This is a genomic window from Pseudomonas sp. NC02 (genome assembly GCF_002874965.1).
Lineage (GTDB): Bacteria > Pseudomonadota > Gammaproteobacteria > Pseudomonadales > Pseudomonadaceae > Aquipseudomonas.
The window spans coordinates 1,321,820-1,341,163 of the sequence record NZ_CP025624.1 but is presented as its reverse complement, the minus strand read 5'-3'; the positions used below and the strand labels follow the sequence as shown (position 1 = coordinate 1,341,163).

General features: G+C 61.5%; 19 protein-coding genes. 8 read left to right on the top strand and 11 right to left on the bottom strand.

The window, feature by feature from the left end:
• Window positions 1-113 precede the first annotated feature (113 nt).
• The 3 genes from dapE to C0058_RS06160 all read left to right on the top strand — a co-directional run bounded on the left by dapE (window position 114) and on the right by C0058_RS06160 (window position 2,530).
• Window positions 114-1,265, top strand: coding sequence for a succinyl-diaminopimelate desuccinylase (gene dapE, locus C0058_RS06170; protein WP_008430488.1), 1,152 nt, complete (start codon window positions 114-116; stop codon window positions 1,263-1,265).
• Window positions 1,265-2,074 carry a putative RNA methyltransferase gene (locus tag C0058_RS06165; protein ID WP_102368224.1) on the top strand — a complete coding sequence of 270 codons (810 nt, stop codon included), beginning with the start codon at window positions 1,265-1,267 and terminating at the stop codon, window positions 2,072-2,074. Before dapE ends, C0058_RS06165 begins: the two co-directional genes overlap by 1 nt.
• 78 nt (window positions 2,075-2,152) lie before the next feature.
• Window positions 2,153-2,530 carry a hypothetical protein gene (locus C0058_RS06160; protein ID WP_102368223.1) on the top strand — a complete coding sequence of 126 codons (378 nt, stop codon included), beginning with the start codon at window positions 2,153-2,155 and terminating at the stop codon, window positions 2,528-2,530.
• A gap of 142 nt (window positions 2,531-2,672) precedes the next feature.
• Here the strand turns inward: C0058_RS06160 and C0058_RS06155 are convergent, their stop codons facing one another.
• Window positions 2,673-2,882: a cold-shock protein gene (locus C0058_RS06155; protein ID WP_003219353.1), complete on the bottom strand. Its 210-nt coding sequence runs from the start codon at window positions 2,880-2,882 to the stop codon at window positions 2,673-2,675.
• 196 nt (window positions 2,883-3,078) lie between these two features.
• Here C0058_RS06155 and plsB point away from each other — a divergent pair, with 196 nt between their 5' ends.
• From plsB to C0058_RS06140, 3 genes are read left to right on the top strand one after another with little or no spacing between them, the layout of a single operon-like run.
• Complete coding sequence (gene plsB, locus C0058_RS06150; RefSeq protein WP_102368222.1) at window positions 3,079-5,583, top strand: glycerol-3-phosphate 1-O-acyltransferase PlsB; 2,505 nt, start codon at window positions 3,079-3,081, stop codon at window positions 5,581-5,583.
• A gap of 51 nt (window positions 5,584-5,634) precedes the next feature.
• Complete coding sequence (locus tag C0058_RS06145; RefSeq protein WP_003219355.1) at window positions 5,635-6,036, top strand: YbaY family lipoprotein; 402 nt, start codon at window positions 5,635-5,637, stop codon at window positions 6,034-6,036.
• Window positions 6,037-6,064: 28 nt separating this feature from the next.
• Window positions 6,065-6,754, top strand: coding sequence for a DUF4197 domain-containing protein (locus C0058_RS06140; RefSeq protein ID WP_003219356.1), 690 nt, complete (start codon window positions 6,065-6,067; stop codon window positions 6,752-6,754).
• 48 nt (window positions 6,755-6,802) lie between these two features.
• Here C0058_RS06140 and C0058_RS06135 read toward each other — a convergent pair whose 3' ends face one another.
• The 3 genes from C0058_RS06135 to C0058_RS06125 form a co-directional block, all read right to left on the bottom strand.
• Window positions 6,803-6,994, bottom strand: coding sequence for a hypothetical protein (locus C0058_RS06135; RefSeq protein WP_008430499.1), 192 nt, complete (start codon window positions 6,992-6,994; stop codon window positions 6,803-6,805).
• Window positions 6,995-7,536: 542 nt separating this feature from the next.
• Window positions 7,537-10,602 (bottom strand): efflux RND transporter permease subunit, encoded by a 3,066-nt coding sequence (locus C0058_RS06130; protein ID WP_102368221.1) that lies wholly within the window; start codon window positions 10,600-10,602, stop codon window positions 7,537-7,539.
• Window positions 10,603-10,608: 6 nt separating this feature from the next.
• Window positions 10,609-11,709: an efflux RND transporter periplasmic adaptor subunit gene (locus C0058_RS06125; RefSeq protein WP_102368220.1), complete on the bottom strand. Its 1,101-nt coding sequence runs from the start codon at window positions 11,707-11,709 to the stop codon at window positions 10,609-10,611.
• Window positions 11,710-11,801: 92 nt separating this feature from the next.
• Between C0058_RS06125 and C0058_RS06120 the strand changes: the two genes are divergently transcribed.
• The gene (locus tag C0058_RS06120; protein WP_008430503.1) at window positions 11,802-12,440 is read left to right on the top strand and encodes a TetR/AcrR family transcriptional regulator; all 639 of its coding nucleotides are present in this window, start codon (window positions 11,802-11,804) and stop codon (window positions 12,438-12,440) included.
• Between the two features lie 835 nt (window positions 12,441-13,275).
• Here C0058_RS06120 and C0058_RS06105 read toward each other — a convergent pair.
• On the bottom strand, window positions 13,276-14,058 hold the full coding sequence (locus tag C0058_RS06105; protein ID WP_003219204.1) for a class I SAM-dependent methyltransferase: 783 nt from the start codon (window positions 14,056-14,058) through the stop codon (window positions 13,276-13,278).
• Window positions 14,059-14,153: 95 nt separating this feature from the next.
• Between C0058_RS06105 and C0058_RS06100 the strand changes: the two genes are divergently transcribed.
• Window positions 14,154-14,774: an energy transducer TonB gene (locus C0058_RS06100; protein WP_102368219.1), complete on the top strand. Its 621-nt coding sequence runs from the start codon at window positions 14,154-14,156 to the stop codon at window positions 14,772-14,774.
• A 3-nt stretch (window positions 14,775-14,777) separates the two neighbouring features.
• On the opposite strand, the gene C0058_RS06095 is transcribed toward C0058_RS06100, so the two are convergent.
• The 6 genes from C0058_RS06095 to adk form a co-directional block, all read right to left on the bottom strand.
• The gene (locus C0058_RS06095) at window positions 14,778-15,476 is read right to left on the bottom strand and encodes an extensin family protein (RefSeq protein WP_087695213.1); all 699 of its coding nucleotides are present in this window, start codon (window positions 15,474-15,476) and stop codon (window positions 14,778-14,780) included.
• A gap of 3 nt (window positions 15,477-15,479) precedes the next feature.
• Window positions 15,480-16,307, bottom strand: coding sequence for an oxaloacetate decarboxylase (locus C0058_RS06090; protein ID WP_102368218.1), 828 nt, complete (start codon window positions 16,305-16,307; stop codon window positions 15,480-15,482).
• Window positions 16,308-16,333: 26 nt separating this feature from the next.
• Window positions 16,334-17,194, bottom strand: coding sequence for a DUF72 domain-containing protein (locus tag C0058_RS06085; protein WP_102368217.1), 861 nt, complete (start codon window positions 17,192-17,194; stop codon window positions 16,334-16,336).
• Window positions 17,194-17,505 (bottom strand): hypothetical protein, encoded by a 312-nt coding sequence (locus C0058_RS06080; RefSeq protein ID WP_003219213.1) that lies wholly within the window; start codon window positions 17,503-17,505, stop codon window positions 17,194-17,196. Before C0058_RS06080 ends, C0058_RS06085 begins: the two co-directional genes overlap by 1 nt.
• A gap of 160 nt (window positions 17,506-17,665) precedes the next feature.
• Window positions 17,666-18,352, bottom strand: coding sequence for a tRNA (adenosine(37)-N6)-threonylcarbamoyltransferase complex dimerization subunit type 1 TsaB (gene tsaB / locus C0058_RS06075; RefSeq protein ID WP_102368216.1), 687 nt, complete (start codon window positions 18,350-18,352; stop codon window positions 17,666-17,668).
• Between the two features lie 89 nt (window positions 18,353-18,441).
• Entirely contained in the window at window positions 18,442-19,089 is a 648-nt protein-coding gene (gene adk / locus C0058_RS06070) for an adenylate kinase (RefSeq protein ID WP_102368215.1), read from the bottom strand.
• Window positions 19,090-19,344 lie beyond the last annotated feature (255 nt).

Below are 19,344 nucleotides of genomic sequence, written 5' to 3'. Positions count from 1 at the left end.
GGGTCAGTTCATACATTGTTGACTGACACTCCGTATTCGCGAGCAAGCCCGCTCCCACACAAGCCCCCCTCCCACATAAGCCTTGCGCCCTGACATGCTTCTGGAGTTTTTACATGACGGCCCACGCCGACCTTTCGCCGACCCTCCAACTCGCTATCGACCTGATCCGCCGCCCGTCGGTGACGCCGGTCGACGCCGATTGCCAGAAGCTGATGATGCAGCGCCTGGGCGACGCCGGTTTTGCGCTTGAGCCGATGCGCATCGAGGATGTGGATAACTTCTGGGCCACCCACGGCAAACACGAAGGCCCGGTATTGTGCTTCGCCGGCCACACCGACGTGGTGCCGACCGGCCCGGTCAAGGCCTGGCAGAACGACCCGTTCGACGCGCTGATCGATGAAAACGGCATGCTCTGTGGCCGTGGCGCAGCCGACATGAAAGGCAGCCTGGCGGCGATGCTGGTCGCTTCCGAGCGCTTCGTGACCGACTACCCGGACCACAAGGGTTCGGTCGCATTCCTGATCACCAGTGACGAAGAAGGCCCGGCGCACCACGGCACCAAGGCGGTGATCGAACGCCTGGCAGCCCGCAAGGAGCGCCTGGACTGGTGCATCGTCGGCGAACCGTCGAGCACCACCCTGGTGGGCGACGTGGTCAAGAACGGCCGTCGCGGCTCCCTCGGCGCCACCCTGACCGTGCGCGGCGTGCAAGGCCATGTGGCCTACCCGCACCTGGCGAAGAACCCGATCCACCTGGCCGCTCCGGCCCTGGCCGAACTGGCCGCCGAGCACTGGGACGATGGCAACACCTTCTTCCCGCCTACCAGCTTCCAGATTTCCAACCTCAACTCCGGCACCGGCGCCACCAACGTGATCCCGGGCGACCTGACGGCGGTGTTCAACTTCCGCTTCTCCACCGAGTCCACCGTCGAAGGCCTGCAGCAGCGGGTCGCGGCGATTCTCGACAAGCATGGCCTGGACTGGCATGTGGAGTGGGCGCTGTCGGGCCTGCCGTTCCTCACCGAACCGGGCGCGTTGCTCGATGCGGTCTCCGCCAGCATCAAGGCCGTCACCGGTCGCGAGACCCAGGCGTCCACCAGCGGCGGCACCTCCGATGGGCGCTTCATCGCGACCCTCGGCACTCAGGTGGTGGAGCTGGGCCCGGTCAACGCGACGATCCATCAGGTCAACGAGCGCATCCTCGCCAGCGACCTCGATGTGCTGACCGAAATCTACTACCAGACCCTGATCAAGTTGCTCGCCTGATGCTCGCTTGCCCCATTTGCAGCGCACCGCTACAGGAAGTGGACAACGGTGTAGCCTGCCCGGCCGGGCACCGTTTCGACCGGGCGCGCCAGGGTTACCTGAACCTGTTGCCGGTGCAGCACAAGAACAGCCGTGACCCGGGCGACAACCTGGCGATGGTGGAAGCGCGCCGCGACTTTCTCAACGCCGGGCATTACGCCCCGGTGGCCAGGCGCCTGGCCGAACTGGCCGCTGAACGCAAACCCCAGCGCTGGCTCGACATCGGCTGTGGCGAGGGTTACTACACCGCACAGATCGCCGACGCCCTGCTGCGCGCCGATGGTTATGCCCTGGATATTTCCAGGGAAGCGGTCAAGCGCGCCTGCAAGCGCAACCCCACGGTGACCTGGTTGATCGCCAGCATGGCCCGGGTGCCGTTGGCCGATGCCAGTTGCCAGTTCCTGGCCAGCGTGTTCAGCCCGCTGGACTGGCTGGAGGCCAAGCGCCTGCTCAGCCCGGGCGGCGGCTTGATGAAAGTCGGCCCGACCCGCGGCCACCTGATGGAGCTGCGTGAGCGTTTGTACGACGAAGTGCGCGAGTACACCGACGACAAGCACCTGGCGCTGGTGCCGCAGGGCATGAGCCTGCAACACAGCGAAACCCTGGAGTTCAAGCTCAGCCTGGCCGATCCCAAGGATCGCGCCAACCTGCTGGCGATGACGCCCCACGGCTGGCGCGCCAGTGCCGAACGCCGGGCCCGGGTGATCGAAGCCGCCGAACCGCTGCTGGTCACTGTGTCGATGCGCTACGACTATTTCGTGCTTCAATAACCCAATATTTTGTGGGCCTCTTGGGGCCCGCGCCGAATCCGCGAATGGATTTTCAAAATCCCGCAACGAGGAACATCCATGCGCCAACCTGATATCGAGATTTACCTCAAGGACGCCGACGTCGACCACAAGGCCATCGCCGCCTGGTTGGGCGCCGCCCTGGGCCCGTGCACCGACTGGGTCCAGCGCGGCCAGACCTACAAGTGCAAAGCCGGCAGCGTACCGGTCACCTGGCTGCCGAAAGCCGTAGGCAAATGGAACAGCCTGTACCTGGAAAGCGACCAGACCCCGTGGGAAGACGACATCGCCTGCGCCCGCGCAGCCTTTGCCGCGCTGAACGTCGAAGTGCGTTGCGCGCCGGGCAGCTGGATAGAAGAAGAAGGTGAAGAAAGCGCGGATACCTGGATTCGTATCAGCGCCGACGGTGAAGAGCAGATCACCTGGAAAACAACCTGATCTAACGCTGTAAATCCAATCAAGAATGTGGGAGCGGGCTTGCTCGCGAATGCAGTGTGTCAGTCACCTGAGTATCAACTGTCACTCCGCTTTCGCGAGCAAGCCCGCTCCCACATGGGTTATCCGGTGTCGCTGCAATTGTTTACAGGCCCACCACATCCTCAGCCTGCAAGCCCTTCTCGCCCGTCACCACGGCGTATTCCACCTGCTGGCCTTCGGCCAATGAACGATGCCCTTCACCGCGAATGGCGCGGTAGTGCACAAACACATCCTTGCCATCTTCCCGCTGGATAAAGCCATAGCCCTTGGCGTCGTTGAACCACTTCACATTGCCGGTTTCGCGAGTTGCCATCTGTTTTGCTCCCACATGCTTTTTATAAGTACGTTTATTGTTGAGTCGTCGCAGTTGAACTGCCGAGTATAAGACAGGCTCAAAAAGCTTCAACTCAAGATTACTTCGCCGCTTTTTTGCCGATTTTCGGCTAATACTGCACACTAGCGCCCCGAGCACCTGCCCGGTTTTTTTCCCCACTCAAAGCAGAAGCCGTATGACCCGTTCTCCCTTTCGCCGTCTGGTATTTGGCACCTTGCGCCGGCTGTTGTACCTCTGGGTTCGCTCAGAGACGATCAACCAGTCGTCCCTTACCTTGAACCTCGACCGCAGTCGTCCGGTGTTTTACGTCCTGCAATCTCCATCCCTCACCGAATTGGCGGTGGTTGATACCGAATGTACCAAGGCCGGCCTGCCGCGCCCGGTGCTGCCGGTGTCGGTCGGCCCGCTGATGGAGCCGGCAGCCTTCTTCTACCTGACGCCCGACCCCGACTGGCTGGGGCGCCAGGACAAGCGTGGCGCCCCACCCACCCTGACCCGCCTGGTGGATGTGCTCACCGAACACGCCGAAGAGAATGCACAGATCATTCCAGTCAGCGTGTTCTGGGGCCAGTCGCCCGACAGCGAGTCCAGCCCCTGGAAACTGCTGTTCGCCGACAGCTGGGCCGTCACCGGCCGCCTGCGCCGGCTGCTGAGCATCCTGATCCTGGGCCGCAAGACCCGGGTGCAATTCTCCGCGCCCATCAACCTGCGTGAGTTGATCGAGCACAATAAAGGCCACGAACGCACCGTGCGCATGGCCCAGCGCATCCTGCGGGTGCACTTTCGCAACCTGAAAACCGCAGTGATCGGCCCCGACCTGTCCCACCGGCGCAACCTGGTGAAGGGCCTGGTGAACATGCCACTGGTACGCCAGGCGATCCTCGACGAGGCCGAACGCGAGAAAATCACCCCCGAGAAAGCCAAGGCCCAGGCCCTGCGCTATGGCAACGAGATCGCCTCGGACTACACCTACACCGCCATCCGTTTCCTCGAAGTGGTGCTGAGCTGGTTCTGGAACAAGATCTACGACGGCATCAAGGTCAACAACATCGAAGGTGTGCAAAAGGTCGCCCAGGGCTACGAGGTGATCTATGTACCGTGCCATCGCAGCCATATCGACTACCTGCTGCTCTCCTATCTCCTGTTCAAGAATGGCTTGACCCCGCCGCACATCGCCGCCGGGATCAACCTGAACATGCCGGTGATCGGCAGCCTGTTGCGCCGTGGCGGGGCGTTTTTCATGCGCCGTACTTTCAAGGGCAACCCGCTGTACACCTCGGTGTTCAACGAATACCTGCACACCTTGTTCACCAAGGGTTTCCCGGTGGAATACTTCGTCGAAGGCGGACGCTCGCGCACCGGGCGCATGCTGCAACCGAAGACCGGGATGCTGGCGATCACCCTGCGCAGCTTCCTGCGTTCCTCGCGCATGCCCATCGTGTTCGTGCCGGTGTACATCGGCTATGAGCGGGTGCTGGAAGGCCGCACTTACCTGGGCGAACTGCGCGGTGCGAGCAAGAAGAAAGAGTCGATTTTCGATATTTTCAAAGTGGTCGGCGCCCTCAAGCAGCGCTTTGGCCAGGTCGCCGTGAACTTCGGCGAACCGATCAAGCTGGCTGAATTCCTCGACAGCGAGCAGCCCGACTGGCGCTCCCAGGAGCTGGGCCCGAACTACAAGCCGGCGTGGCTCAACGAAACCACCAACCGCCTCGGAGAACGGGTGGCGCAACACTTGAACGAAGCGGCGGCGATCAATCCGGTGAACCTGGTGGCCCTCGCGCTGCTGTCCACCACCCGCCTGGCCCTGGACGAACAGGCGATGGCGCGCCAGCTGGATCTGTACCTGGCACTGCTGCGCAAGGTGCCCTACTCGCCCCACACCACCCTGCCGGAAGGCGACGGCCTGGCGCTGATCAAGCACGTCAAGGACATGCACCTGCTGTCGGAACAGAGCGATGCACTGGGCAAGATCCTCTACCTGGACGAGCAGAACGCCGTCCTGATGACCTACTACCGCAACAACGTGCTACACATCTTCGCCCTGCCGGCGCTGCTGGCAAGTTTCTTCCAGAGCAGCTCGCGGATGAGCCGCGAACAGATCCTGCGCTATACCCGTGCGCTCTACCCGTACCTGCAATCGGAGCTGTTTATCCGCTGGTCCCTGGACGAACTGGACGCTGTGGTCGACCAGTGGCTCGAAGCCTTCGTCGAACAAGGCCTGCTGCGTTTTGAAAACGACGTGTACCTGCGCCCGGCGCCGAGCTCACGGCAGTTTGTGCTGTTGACCCTGCTGTCCAAGAGCATCGCCCAGACCCTGCAACGCTTCTACATGGCGATCTCGCTGCTGCTCAACAGCGGCCAGAACAGCATCAGCGCCGAAGAGCTGGAAGACCTGTGCACGGTCATGGCCCAGCGCCTGTCGATCCTGCACGGCCTGAATGCCCCGGAGTTCTTCGACAAGAGCCTTTTCCGACATTTTATCCAGACCCTGCTGGAGCAAGATGTGCTGCGTCGCGACGAGGCCGGCAAACTGAGCTATCACCCGCTGCTGGGTGAGCTGGCCGAAGGTGCAGCCAAACGCGTATTGCCCGCGGAGATTCGCCTGTCGATTCGCCAGGTCGCACTGCATCGCAGCGAAGAGGCGCCAGACCAGCCTGTGGTACCCGAAGAAACACACTAGAGTGACCGAGGCGCCAGGGTGTTTCTGGCGCCGTTGACAAGGAGCTGCACCATGAAAAAAATCATCCTCCTGGGCCTGACCGCCCTGCTGGGAGCCTGCCAGACCATGAGCCCCGCGCCCAAAGCCAGCCTCGATGGCGAAGTGTTCTACCTGCAACGCATCGCCCTGCCGCCCGCCGCCACCTTGAGTGTGACCCTGCAGGATGTGTCCTTGATGGATGCCCCGGCCGTGACCCTGGCCGAGCAGAAAGGCCCGGTGAAAGGCCAGGTGCCGCTGCCCTTTCATCTGAGCTACGACCCGACCCAGGTCAAGCCTGGCCACAGTTACTCAGTGAGCGCTCGCATCGAACTGGAGGGCAAGCTACTGTTTATCACCACCGAACGGCACTCCGTGCAGTTGAACGGCCAGGACCCACAACCGCTGCGCCTGCGCGTGGATGCGGTTGCACACTGATTAAAATATCGAACATAAGGAAGCGCCCATGCTCCGTAACTCCCTTCGCCTCACTGCCCTGTGCGCCGGCTTGCTGCTCGGTGCCAACGCCATGGCCTTGTCCCTCGGCAGCCTGTCCCAGGGCGACGCCACCGGCGGCCTCAAGGATGCACTGACCCAAGGCGCACAGATTGCCGTGAAACAACTGGGTGTGCCCGGTGGTTTCAGCAACAACCCCGAAGTGAAGATCGGCCTGCCGGGCAAGTTGGGCAAAGTCGCTGACAAGTTGAAAATGTTCGGCATGGGTGACCAGGTCACGCAACTTGAAACCAGCATGAACAAGGCGGCCGAGTCTGCTGTCACCCAGGCCCAGCCGATCCTGGTAAACGCGGTGAAAAACATGAGCGTGACCGATGCCAAGGGCATCCTCACCGGCGGCCAGGACTCGGCCACCCAGTACCTGAACAAAAGCAGCCGTGACGAGATCCGGGCCAAGTTCCTGCCGATCGTCAAGGCCGCTACCGACAAGGTCGGCGTGGCCCAGCAGTACAACGCGCTCGCCGGCAAGGCCGCCACCTTTGGCGCCATTGATGCCAAGAGCGCCAATGTCGAAAGCTACGTGACCGAACAGGCGCTGGACGGGCTGTTCAAGATGATCGCCCAGCAGGAAGAAACCATTCGCAAGAACCCGGCGGCGGCTGCCACCAGCTTGGCCAAGAAGGTGTTCGGGGCGCTGTAGACCATACCCGGCAACTAAAAACGCCCTGAACTATTCAGGGCGTTTTTTTTAATAGCGGCACTTGCAAGGCAAATCACTACCCACGGCATTGCTGTTGCTGCTGTTGGTGGTGTTGTTTTCGGTTTTGATATTAATGTTGATCTCGGGCTGGCCATTGCCATTGGACCGACCGAAATTCGGCCCTATTCCAAATACAGCCCCCAACAGGTGCAGTGGTGAAACCAGTACTGGAAAAATCATACACACTCCTCGATATCTATGGTCAAAAGCCCCCTCTGAGTGGCAAGGCAGCCCGAGTGGTTCCCGGGCTGCCTCGAGTCAGCGGCTACCGATGGATCGGAAAGAGTGCCGACGACCTCTGGTAGGGTTGGTGGGCCTCATGCACCGGCGCCTGGTGATACGGCTTGGGCCGCGCAGGCAGGACAGGCCCCGTTGGTCGGGAGTGATGGCCGTGGTTGAAACCGGGCCGTCCATGGCCGGGCTTGTGCGGTCGCGCCGTATCAGCTTCTTTATTGGAACCAGGCAACAGATTGCCCAGCAGTGACCCCAGGAAAGCACCTTTGAAAGCTGCCAGGGCAGACAAAATAAACATATGACACTCCATGAACTCATTGTTGTTCATCGGGACCGCAGGCTTGCGGCCCCGACAACGACGTCTGTCAATCAGACAATTCTGAGTGGAGCACCACGGGCAAACGTTCCGTCGCCCAGGGTCGCAGTTTGCGTCTATGTGTGAATGACCAGAGGCATTTCCTTACAGGACACCCCTGCCACTCGCAGCCTTACACCGCCTCCTTGCGGACCCGAAACCACGCCGCATACAGCGCGGGCAGGAACAACAGGGTCAATGCCGTCGCAACAATCAAGCCGCCCATGATCGCCACGGCCATCGGCCCGAAGAACACGCTGCGGGACAGCGGGATCATCGCCAGTACGGCCGCCAGCGCCGTCAGCACAATCGGCCGGAAGCGCCGCACGGTCGCCTCGATAATCGCCTGCCAGGGAGCCAGGCCGGCCTTGATGTCCTGCTCGATCTGGTCCACCAGGATCACCGAGTTACGCATGATCATCCCCGACAGCGCGATGGTCCCCAGCATCGCCACGAACCCAAAGGGCTGGCGGAACACCAGCAGGAACAGTGTCACCCCGATCAGGCCCAAGGGCGCCGTGAGAAACACCATCGCGGTGCGGGAGAAGCTGCGCAATTGCAGCATCAGCAAGGTCAGCACCACCACGATAAACAGCGGCACACCGGCCTTGACCGAGTTCTGCCCACGGGCGGAATCCTCGACCGTGCCGCCAACTTCCAGCAGGTAGCCGTCCGGCAGTTCAGCACGCACGCCTTCGAGGGTCGGCAGGATCTGCTGCACCAGGGTGGCCGGTTGTTCCTTGCCGTAGATATCGGCGCGAACGGTCACGGTCGGCAGGCGATTACGGTGCCAGATGATGCCTTCCTCAAAGCCGTATTCCAGGGTCGCGATCTGCGACAGCGCCACGCTCTTGCCGTTGTCGGTCGGCACCGCCAGGCTTGGCAGCAGCGACAGCTCGGTGCGCTCATGCACCGTGCCGCGCAGCAGGATTTCGATCAACTCGTTGTCCTCGCGGTACTGGCTGACGCTGGAGCCCGTGAGGGAACTCTGGAGGAATTTCGACAGGTTGGCGGTGCTCACGCCGAGGGCACGGGCGCGGTCCTGGTCAACGTTGAGGTAGACGATCTTGCTCGGTTCTTCCCAGTCCAGGTGCACGTTGACCACGTGGGTATTTTCGCGAACCTTGGCCGCCACTTTCCGCGCCAGGGCCCGGACTTCTTCGATGTGCTCGCCCGTTACCCGAAACTGCACGGGGTAGCCAACCGGCGGGCCGTTTTCAAGCCGCGTAACCCGCGAACGCAGGTCCGGGAATTGTTCGTTGAGGGTTTCGATCAGCCAGGTGCGCAAGCTTTCGCGCTCCTCGATGGTCTTGGCCAACACCACAAACTGGGCAAAGCTGGCGGCCGGCAGTTGCTGGTCCAGCGGCAGGTAGAAACGTGGCGAACCGGTACCGACGTAGGCCACATAATTTTCAATACCTGCATGTTCCTTGAGCAAGGCTTCAAGGCGTTTGACCTGGTCAGCCGTATTGCTCAGGGACGCGCCTTCAGCCAGTTTCAGGTCGACCATCAGTTCCAGTCGCCCGGAAGCCGGGAAGAACTGCTGGGGCACAAAGCGGAACAGCGCCACCGAGCCGATAAACAGCAGCAAGGTCAGGACGATCACCGTCTTGCGCCGACGCACACACCACTCCACCAGGCGTCTTACGCGCTGATAGAAGGGTGTGCCGTAGGGATCCGGCCCGTCGGTGCCATGCTTGGCCGCATGAATCTTCGCCAGGTCCGGCAGGAGTTTTTCCCCCAGGTACGGCACGAACATCACGGCGGCGACCCACGAGGCCAGCAGCGCAATGGTCACCACCTGGAAGATCGAGCGGGTGTATTCACCGGTGCTCGATTGCGCCGTGGCAATCGGCAGGAAACCCGCGGCCGTGATCAGGGTGCCGGTGAGCATCGGGAAGGCTGTGCTGGTCCAGGCGAAACTGGCGGCCTTGAGCCGGTCGTACCCCTGCTCCATTTTGATCGCCATCATTTCCACGGCGATGATCGCATCGTCCACCAGCAAGCCCAGCGCCAGCACCAGCGCGCCGAGGGAGATTTTGTGCAGGCCGATGCCGAGGTAATACATGGTGGCAAACGTCATGGCCAACACCAGCGGAATCGCCAGGGCGACCACCATGCCGGTGCGCACGCCCAGAGAGAAAAAGCTCACCAGCAACACAATCGCCAGGGCCTCGGCGAGCACCTGGACGAATTCGCCGACACTGGTTTTTACCGCTGCCGGCTGGTCCGACACCTTGCGCAGTTCCATACCGGCAGGAAGGTTCTTCTGCAGGCGTGCGAATTCGCCTTCCAGGGCCTTGCCCAGCACCAGGATGTCGCCACCATCACGCATGGCCACGGCCAGCCCGATGGCGTCGGCGCCCATGTAGCGCATGCGCGGTGCCGGTGGATCGTTGAAGCCACGATGAATCTCGGCCACGTCACCGATACGGAACGTACGATCACCGACGCGGATCGGGAAGTCGCGAATCTCCTTAACGGTCTTGAAGTTGCCGGACACCCTTAACTGCACGCGCTCGCTCGGGGTTTCAAAGAAGCCGGCGGTGGACACCGCGTTCTGTTCCTGCAACGCCTGCTGCACCGTCGCCAGCGGCAGGCCGAGGGTGGCGAGCTTGAGGTTGGACAGCTCGATCCAGATCTTCTCGTCCTGCAAGCCCAGCAGTTCGACCTTGCCGACATCCGGCACCCGTTGCAGCTGAATCTGGATGCGGTCGGCGTAGTCCTTGAGCACGGCGTAGTCAAAGCCATCGCCGGTCAGGGCGTAGATATTGCCGAAGGTGGTACCGAATTCATCGTTGAAAAACGGGCCCTGGATATCCGGTGGCAGGGTCTGGCGAATATCGCTGATTTTCTTGCGCACCTGGTACCAGAGGTCCGGGATCTCTGCGGAGTGCATCGAGTCCCGGGCCATGAAGGTGACCTGGGATTCACCGGGTCGCGAGAAGGAGACGATGCGCTCGTAGTCGCCGGTCTCCATCAATTTCTTTTCAATACGCTCGGTGACCTGGCGCGACACTTCCTGGGCCGTAGCGCCTGGCCAGTTGGTCTTGATCACCATGGCCTTGAAGGTAAACGGCGGGTCTTCGCTTTGTCCCAGCTTGGTGTAGGACAAGGTGCCGACCACTGCCAGCAGGATCATCAGGAACAGTACGATCTGGCGATTACGCAACGCCCATTCGGAAAGATTGAAACCCATCGGGGACTACTCCTTGGCCGCCAGACTTACCACTCGATTGGCGCGATCCACCGGGCGCACTTGCTGGCCCTCATGGAGTACATGCACACCGGCGGCGATCACCCAATCAGTGGGGTTCAAGCCTTCCAGTACCGGCACGGTTTTCTCGCCAAAGGCGCCGATCCGCACCGGTGTGCGCTTGAGGGTATTGTCGGGCTGCACCACCCAGACGTAGGACGCGCCGTTCTCCGCGCTCAGGGCAGACAGCGGCACCGCCAGGGGAATCACCCCGTCAGCCTGGATGAAGACGCGAGCGCTCTGCCCCAGTTCCGCAGGCACTTTGCCGCCGGTAAACGCGACGCGGGCGGCGAAGGTTCGCGACTTTGGATCGGCAGCCGGCGACAGTTCGCGGATGCGGCCGTTGAAGCGCTGGTCAGGCTGGCTCCACAGTTCCACGGACACCGGCTGGCCAATCTTGAAACGCCCGAAGCTTTGCTCCGGCAGGCTGATCAACACCTCCCGCTCGCCATCGGTGGCCAGGGTGAATACGGTCTGGCCGGCCGACACCACCTGGCCGACTTCCACTGCACGCTTGGCGACCACGCCATCCTGGGGTGCGCGCAACACGGCGTAACCGGCCTGGTTATTGGCCACGTCGAATTCGGCCTTGATCTGCTTGAGGCGTGCTTCACCGGTGCGGTAGAGGTTTTCGGAGTTGTCGTACTGGGAGCGGCTGACCATCTGACGGTCCATCAGGGTCTTGTAGCGGTCACGCTCGGCGCGTACCAGGCTCAGGTTGGCGTCGGCAGCGGCGACCTGGGCGCGGGTGGCTTCCAGTTGCAGGCGTACGTCCTGAGGGTCGAGTTCGGCCAGGGGCTGGTTGGCCTTGACGCGCTCGCCCTCCTCCACCAGTCGTCGGCTGACTTTGCCGCCAATGCGAAAGGCCAGGTCGGGTTCATAGCGTGCACGCACCTCGCCCGGGTAGCTGTCGGAAGCCTGCGCCGAAGGCTCTGGCTGAACCACCATGGCCGGGCGGACGGTGGTTTGCGCCGCTTCTTCATGGCCACAGGCAGCCAACAGGAATAACAAGCTGGCAGGCAAAGCGAGTGGCAGGAAATAGCTGCGCATGCTGAAGGACCTTTCGCTAATGGTGCTAGGAATAATTATACTGGCCAGTATGTTATTAATACCAAACTCACCAGTCCAGTAATAAAGTGAAAATGTCCGACAATCCTGTGAACACCAATAGCCCCGGGCGTCCCAAGGACATGGCAAAACGCCAGGCGATTCTTGATGCGGCGAAGATCCTGTTTTTGAGTAATGGGTATGCCAGTACCAGCATGGATGCCGTGGCAGTGGAGGCCGGGGTGTCGAAGCTGACGGTGTACAGCCATTTCACCGACAAGGAGACGCTGTTCTCGGCGGCGGTGGTTGCCAAGTGCGAAGAGCAGTTACCGGTGATGTATTTCGAGCTGCCCGAGGGTGTGCCGGTGGAGAAGGTGCTGCTCAATATCGCCCGCGGGTTTCATGTGCTGATCAATAGCGAGGAGTCGGTGAACCTGCATCGGTTGATGATGACTTCCGGGAGTCAGGATCCGAAGTTGTCGCAGATCTTTTTCGAGGCCGGGCCGATGCGTATGTTGCAGGGGATGGAGCGGCTGCTCGGTAAGATCGACCAGAGTGGCGCATTGCGTATTGCCAAGCCGTTCACCGCGGCGGAGCATTTTTTTTGCTTGCTCAAGGGGACGGCGAATTTTTGTTTGTTGTATGGGTGTGGGGGGCAACTGAGCGCTGAGGCGGCCGAGGAGCATGTGCAGGAAGTGGTTGGGTTGTTCATGCGGGCTTATCGGGCTTTTTGAACTGGGTACATATCCGTTTTTTGGGTCAGGGCCGCTTATGGTTCCGCTCTTACAGCGGCTCACTTTTGAACAGCGCAAAAGTAAGCAAAACGCTCTTGCCCCACCACTCGGCACCTCGCTTAGGCTCGGTGTGCCCTCACTCCGGCTTTGGACCGTGGGCCGCCGTCATGGGCCATCCTTGGCCCAGGACGGCTAACCCGGCGTCCTGCCGGGTTACCCACGCTCCAAAGCCTGCGTTCGGCCAGCGTGGTTTAACGGGGCGCCTAAGATCAAAATCAAAAGCAGATCAACAGCACAGCGGCCTACCGGCCGGCTTGAGTGTTAAAAGCAAAAGCAAATACCAGAGCGAAAACAGCTCTGCTTTTCTGTGGGAGCGGGCTTGCTCGCGAAAAACCAGAGGACGCCGCGTTGAATCAGGATACCCACGTCATCGTTAACGACCTTCGCGAGCAAGCCCGCTCCCACATTTGGACCGTGCCCGCTTTAGCTTTTGATTTTGCTTTTAACACTCAAGCCGGCCGGGAGGCCGCTGTGCTCTGCTTTTGATCTGCGGGCCCCGTCAACCACGATGGCCGCAAGTAGGCACGGTGGAGCGGGTAAATCGGCAGGGATGCCGATTTAGCCGCGCCGGGCCATGGATGGCCCGTCGCGGCGGCCCGCGGAACCGTGCCGGAGTGCGGGCATGCCGAGCCTAAGCGAGGCACCGAGTGGTGGGGCAAAGACCTTTTGGTTACTTTTGGCTGGGCCGGCATTCCGGGCGTTTGCCAAAAGTGACCCGCTGTAAGAGCGGAACCATAAGCGGCCGTTACCTAAATAACGGATATGTACTCAACCCTCAGGATTTCAGCGCCTTCTTAGGATAAATGTCATACCGACTGGACTTCCCATCCAACGCATGACTCGGCTTCACCCCCTCAATACAAGGCGCCTTACGCGGCCGCTTGACCACCACACGATGACTGGCCAAAGCCAACGCCGCCGCCAACAACGCCGGCGCATCCGGATCATCCCCCACCAGCGGCCGAAACAACCTCATCTCCTTCTTCACCAACGCCGTCTTCTCCCGATGCGGAAACATCGGATCCAGATAAATCACCTGAGGCGGCTCCCCCTCCCAATCGCGCATCACCTCAATGGAGTTGCCCTTGAGCAACCTCATCCGCGCCACAATCGGCGCCACCTCAAAATCCTCTGCACCTCGCGCCAATCCATCTTCCAGCAACGCCCCAATCAACGGCTGGCGTTCAATCAGGCTCATCTCGCAACCCAGGCTGGCCAACACAAATGCATCCTTTCCCAACCCCGCGGTAGCATCCAGCACCCTGGGCCGCACGCCCTGCGCCACACCCACCGCCTTGGCAATCATTTGCCCGCTGCCGCCGCCATACAGACGCCGGTGCGCCGCCCCACCCTCCACAAAATCCACCCGCACCGGCCCCGGCGCCTCAGGCCCCAGCTGTTGCAACTGCAGCCCCTGCTCCCCCACCTGCAAGGCAAAGTCCGCCTCATCCAGTTGCAAAGGCAACCCCAGCTGCTCGGCCCAGTGCTGCGCACGCGCCTGAAAACCTTCGGCCAAGGCCTCGACCCGAATGCGGCTGGCCGCTGGTTGTTCGCTCATCGGTGACTACGCTCAAAAATATTAAGGATCGGCAAAAAGCGGCCGATAAAAAAAGGATCCGGCATTTTGCCAGAGCTGAGCGACGATCGAGAGAAATGTCAGACATTCCTTCGCTATTCACCGGTGTACTGCCGACCCACAACCACTTCGGCCTGCGCAATACCCAAGCGCTGGCCGGCGTCAGTCATGTGTGGCAGGACTTCTTCGCCCAGGCGTTGGCCGAACAGCTCGGCGACACGCCGGGCGCGCTCGCCAAGTCGGTGGCGAAACCTGTGGACCCGGCGGTAGAACCCAGCGAAGGCAGTGACCTGCTGTCGCAGATCGTCACCCAGCGCGCCTGTGATGTGACAGACACCGAGATCGCCCCGCCCGAGCCGCTGTTCCTGCCTATCGCCGAATTCGAACTGGAACTGCTGCCACCGGCCCCGCCACCGTACCCGGCGGAAGAAGTGGTCGCCCAGCAAAAGCAGCAAAACTTCGAAAGCGCCTGGGTGCGCCCGATCGTCCTGGCCGCCGGCCAACCGCTGCCCGAACCGGGTCCGGCGCCGCAACCACGCCCGCTGCATTTGCCGATCGCCGAATTCGAACTGGACCTGCTGCCACCACCACCGCCACCGTTCCCGGCAGAAGAGCTGGTTGAGCAACAGAAAGCCCTGGATTTCGACAGCCGCTGGGCGCGTCCGCTGATCCTGCACAACCTGCGCCTGGCCGCCTGACCCTCAGCGACATACCCACCACCGACCCATGTCCAGATGAAAGTGATTACGGTGGGCGGCGTTGTAATCCGGGCTCAACACCACATTGAAATCCTTGCAGGCGCCGTCGCGTACTTGCCGCAGGAAGCGCGCACGCTCGCCGTCACCCGGCCAATCCTTGAGCACACTGATGGTGCGCCCGTCCGCCAGGCGAAACCCGGCGATATCCAACGCATTGGCCGACGCATGCTGGCTGAGTCGTCCGTTGGCGCGGTTGTAGATATTGCGACAGGCAAAGCTGCCCAGGTGATCGACCCGCGTCACTGCCTGGCCAAACACCGCCTGGGCCGCTGGTTGCAGGCTATGGCGCTCGAACAGGGCGAACGCCACGGCCAGCGGGCAACTGGCGAGAAAGCTGCTGCTCAAGCCGACATCAGCGCCTTGGACCCGCAATGTATTGCGCAGCGGGCAAGCCGCGTCGGCAGGGCTGTCCGCCTGATGGGCGACTCGCAGCCCGGAGGTCTTCAGCACTTGGTCACATAGGGCGGGATCATCCTGCAAACGCCCAAGCTTGAATCGGGTCAGCAGGTTCGGGCTTGCCCGCACGTCCAGCGGCGCCCACGGGTTCCACTCATCGGGCAGCGGCACCCAGCCCCGCCACACGCCAACCAACACACCACCTGCCAACACCAGCAGCACGCCCAGCACCTTGAAGAAACGCACGCCTCAGCCCTTGAACAGTTGATTGGCCTGGCTGAACGGCATCGAGCGCTCAGTGAAGGTAAACGTGCCCAACTCATGAACCTCCTGGGCCGCCCTGAAGAACTCGCCATAAGCCGCCAGGGCCATGGCCGAGCCGACGCTGATGCGCTTGACGCCCATCTCGCTCAACTGCGCCACGCTGAGTTTCAGGGCGCCTGACATCAAGATATTCACGGGCTTGGGTGCAACCGCCTTCACCACCGCCAATACTTCCTCGGCACTGCGCAGGGCCGGTGCATAGAGCACGTCGGCGCCAGCTTCGGCGTAGGCCTGCAGGCGGCGAATGGTGTCGGGCAAATCCAGCCGGCCATGCAGGAGGTTTTCCGCGCGGGCGGTCAGGGTGAAGGGGAATGGCAAACTGCGGGCAGCGGCGACTGCGGCTTCGACGCGCTCCACGGAAAGATCAAAGGGATAGATCGGGTCGACGGCAATTCCGGTGGCGTCTTCGATGGAGCCACCGACAATCCCAGTCGCTGCCGCCCGCAGGATAGTCTCGGCGCAGCCTTCAGGGGTGTCACTGAAGCAGTTTTCCAGGTCGGCGGCGACGGGCAGCGAGGTCGCCTGGACGATCGCCCCGGCATTGCCCAAGGTGTCTTCCAGGGACAACGCACCTTCGGCATCCGGGCGGCCGAGGCTGAAGGCAAAGCCGGCGCTGGTGGTGGCCAGGGCTTCAAACCCCAGGCTGGCGAGCATTTTTGCGGAGCCGGCATCCCATGGATTGGGCATCACGAACGCGCGGTCACGCTCATGCAGGGCCTTGAAGGTTTCGGCGCGAAGGGTTTGGGCATCCATGACTGACTCCTGTCGGGAAAGGAGCCTTAGAGTAACCCCAGTTGCTCCGCTTCGGGTTCTCGATGCAGGGTGGGCAATGCCGGCAAGCCGGGCAAGCGCAGCATCAATTTCTCATGAAAGCGCAAGGCCAGTTGGGCGGCCAGGCGATTGTCGGAAGTGTGAAGAAACACGTAGGGCGTACGCCCCTCTTCGATCCAGCCGGCGACCTTTTCAATCCAGGGCATCAGGAACGGATCATTGGCTTCCAACTCCGGATGGCCAATAAAGCGCACTTGCGGAAACTGCGTCAGCGCCGCCGGGCGAGGCGGCACCTTGGGCTTTTTCGATTGGGCGTGCAGCACGGCTGCCGAGGTGGAGGTGCAACTGAACAACGCACGCGGGTCCAGGCAGATGCGCTCGACTCCGCGGTCGCGCAGCAAGCGGTTGAGACTGCGCTCGGCATCGCCCTTGGCGAAAAATTCCGAGTGACGCACCTCCACCGCCAACGGTCGCTCCAGCCCGTCGATAAACCCGGCCAACTCACCCAGGCGCTGCGGGGTAAAACTGGCCGGCAGCTGCAGCCACAACGGCGAAATACGTTCGCCCAACGGGCTCATCAACCCCAGGAAACTTTCCGCCGCCGGCAACTGCTCGATCAGATTGCCGCTGTGGCTGATATCCCCCGGAAACTTGGCCGTGAAGCGAAAATGCTCGGGCATGATTTCAGCCCAGCGCTGCACGGTAGCGACGGAAGGACGGGCGTAGAACGTGGTGTTGCCCTCGACGGCGTTGAAGACCTGGGAATACAGGGCAAGGTAATCGCTGGAGCGGGCGTCGGCGGGATACAGGTATTCGCGCCAGGCGTTTTCACTCCAGGACGGACAACCGAGGTAGTAAGGCAACAGCATCAGATATGGATATCGAGGCCCAGCACTTCCATATCCCATTCGACAAAGCCGGCAGTGGTCAGGTAGCTGGCCAGGGCATTGGCGACGTTTTTGCTCATGGAGCGCGGGAAGATCATGTCTTGCTGGCGGGCAGGAACGCCGCTGGTGCGTGCACCGCCGGAACCCTGGGAACGGGTTGAAACAGCAGTGTTGTCGGACTGGATTTCAACAAAATCGGGCGAGTCTTCGACGGAGTCGTCTACCGTCACGTTCGCCTTGCGAGGCTTGCGCTTGAGGGGGTAGGACTGTGATGAAAAGCCGTCTATGCGCATACATGCGAACTCGGTATCGGTGATGGCATTTTAGTGGCGCTTTCCATGGCGCGCAAATGCTCTGGTGATAACTAGAACACATAATTGGTAAAAGGTTTAAAAGCGCGGGCAAATTCTGACGATTGGCTATTTTTGTCTGAAATTGCCCGCACTTTTGACGTCAAATAATCCCGCGTTCAGCCTTGGTCTGCGCCACTTTATCCCGCAGGTACACGGGCGCCGCCTGGTCCGCCGGAATCGCCTCGCCTCGCTCCCAGGCAAAGCGTGCCAGGGCCAGCAGGTCTTCGGCGTGGGGCAGCATCCCCGCATCCTGGTCGGCAAGCGTCACGCCAATGCGCTCGCCGTAGCCCCAGCCGGTGCCGGCACCGAACCAGTCGCCGCTGGCATCGCCCGGCAACGCCGCCGCTTCAGGTGGCAGCACGGCCTCAGCGCCGATCAGGCGCATCTCGCCAGCGGTTTCGCGGTAGCAGCCCCAATACACTTCGTCCATGCGCGCATCGATGGCTGCTGCAACCTGGCTTGCACCGTGCTCGCGAAACGCGCGCTGCGCCAGCACCGCCAGGTTGGACACCGGCAATACCGGACGCTCCAGCGCAAACGCCAACCCCTGGACCACACCGATAGCGATGCGCACGCCGGTGAACGCGCCCGGGCCACGCCCGAATGCGATGGCGTCCACCGCCGACAAGGTGGTGCCCGCGTCCAGCAGCAATTGCTTGATCATCGGCAACAGCTTCTGCGCGTGCAGGCGCGGGATCACCTCGTAGTGGCTCGTAACCTTGCCATCGTGCAGCAGGGCAACGGAGCAAGCTTCAGTCGCGGTGTCCAGGGCCAGCAAGGTGCTCATCGGTGTATGCATCCACGTTGAAAAAAAGTGCGTCAGTATAAACAACAACGGCCCGCAAGCGGGCCGTTGTCAATCAAGCGGATGAACGATCAGATCAGCGCTTCCAGTACTTTGCCAGTGATGGCTTCAACCGAACCCACACCTTCGATGTGGCTGTACTTCGGCTTGCCCTGGGCGGCCGAGAGTTTCTGGTAGAAGTCCACCAGCGGCTTGGTCTGGGAATGGTAGACCGACAGGCGATGACGCACGGTCTCTTCGGTGTCGTCCTTACGCTGTACCAGGTCTTCGCCGGTAACATCGTCCTTGCCCGCGACTTTCGGCGGGTTGTAGACGATGTGGTAGACGCGGCCCGAGGCCTCGTGAACACGACGACCGGCAATACGCTGCACGATCTCTTCGTCTTCAACGGCGATTTCCACCACGTTGTCCAGCTCGACGCCGGCCTTCACCAGGGCTTCAGCCTGGGGAATGGTGCGCGGGAAGCCGTCGAACAGGAAACCGTTCTTGCAGTCTTCCTGGCTGATGCGTTCCTTGACCAGGTTGATGATCAGGTCATCGGAGACCAGGCCGCCGCTGTCCATCACGCTCTTGGCGATCAGGCCCAGCTCGGTGCCGGCCTTGACGGCCGCACGCAGCATGTCGCCGGTGGAGATTTGTGGAATGCCGAATTTTTCAGTGATGAACTTTGCCTGAGTACCTTTACCGGCCCCGGGAGCTCCCAGCAGAATGACGCGCATCGATGTGCTCCTCAATTTTTTATAGAGATGACGCTCGGATTCGCCGCGTGGGGCCAATCTCGGAAATTTTGGGTCCAGGCCGCACAAACGGCCAAAGGCTGATCAAGATACACAGCAGGCCCAAACCACACAAGCCGCCGAAAGTAGGAGAAACCCGCGCCGCGCTGGCTTTATAGGCAGGTACAACCCTGACAGCAAAACGCCGGTCGCCAATTTTACGGCGACCGGCGCGGGGTATCTGCAAGCTATTGAGAA